At 40.0% G+C, this 849-nt stretch carries 1 protein-coding gene; it reads left to right on the top strand.

Features of this window, described 5'->3' with window-relative positions; all coding sequences use genetic code 11:
* Positions 1-130: 130 nt before the first annotated feature.
* Positions 131-849, top strand: a 719-nt coding sequence (locus tag ACEN3Z_RS11880; RefSeq protein ID WP_407090984.1) for a transposase, incomplete at its 3' end; no start/stop codon positions are given.

The raw sequence follows: 849 nt of genomic DNA, 5'->3' as shown, positions 1-849 counted from the left end.
GGTTCTTGAATTTTTGGTGTTGGTGAGAGAAATCTCACTGACACCTTTTTTTGTATGTACACAAAAGCCAGTGAATTCCTATATAATAAAGTTACCATACATTACTAAAAGGAGAATTCACTTGGCTCATATGAATTATATCGCAGACTTACTAAATATTAAAGATAAACATGTTCAACTTCAAGATGACATCATGGAGGAAATGCACAAGGGGGTGCGGTGTAAGGTTCTCTTGGGACAACTCTCTTATTCATTGCCAGCCTGTCCACACTGTGGTGTGGCTAACCATTCAACGCAGGACATGATTAAATATGGTTTTGATCACACGACGATTCACTTAACGCATATCAACTTCCAACCCGTCTTGTTAAAACTCAAGAAACAACGCTATCAGTGTAAACATTGTCGGGTCGTGACGACTGTTCCAACAAGCATTGTTGATAAAGGATGCTTTATTTCGAATGACATTAAACGAACCATTATCATGGAATTAACGGAAGTACAGTCGATGAAACTGATTGCCCAACATCTAAATGTGTCTCGCTATACTGTTCAGTGCCAGTTAATTAAGGCGGGTCAAACCCTATCGCCAAAGACATGGGATCTACCAGAGCACCTTGGAATTGATGAGTTTAAGTCGGTCAAACAGGCGACGAGTGGGATGAGTTGTATTCTTATGGATGCCTATAACCACACATTGTTGGATATTGTCTTAGACCGCACACAAGACGCTTTAAGAGATTATTTTATGCGCTATTCATATGAAGCTCGAATGCAAGTCAAGACCGTCACCATGGATATGTACGGGCCGTATTATCTATTTTTACAACGCATTTTTCCGAATGCCGA

Origin of the sequence: Ruoffia sp. FAM 26254, assembly GCF_045528545.1 — a bacterium.
In the GTDB taxonomy this organism is placed as follows: Bacteria; Bacillota; Bacilli; order Lactobacillales; family Aerococcaceae; genus Ruoffia; species Ruoffia halotolerans.
Note: the sequence above shows the minus strand (reverse complement) of the source record. Positions and strands in the feature narration are given on the sequence as shown.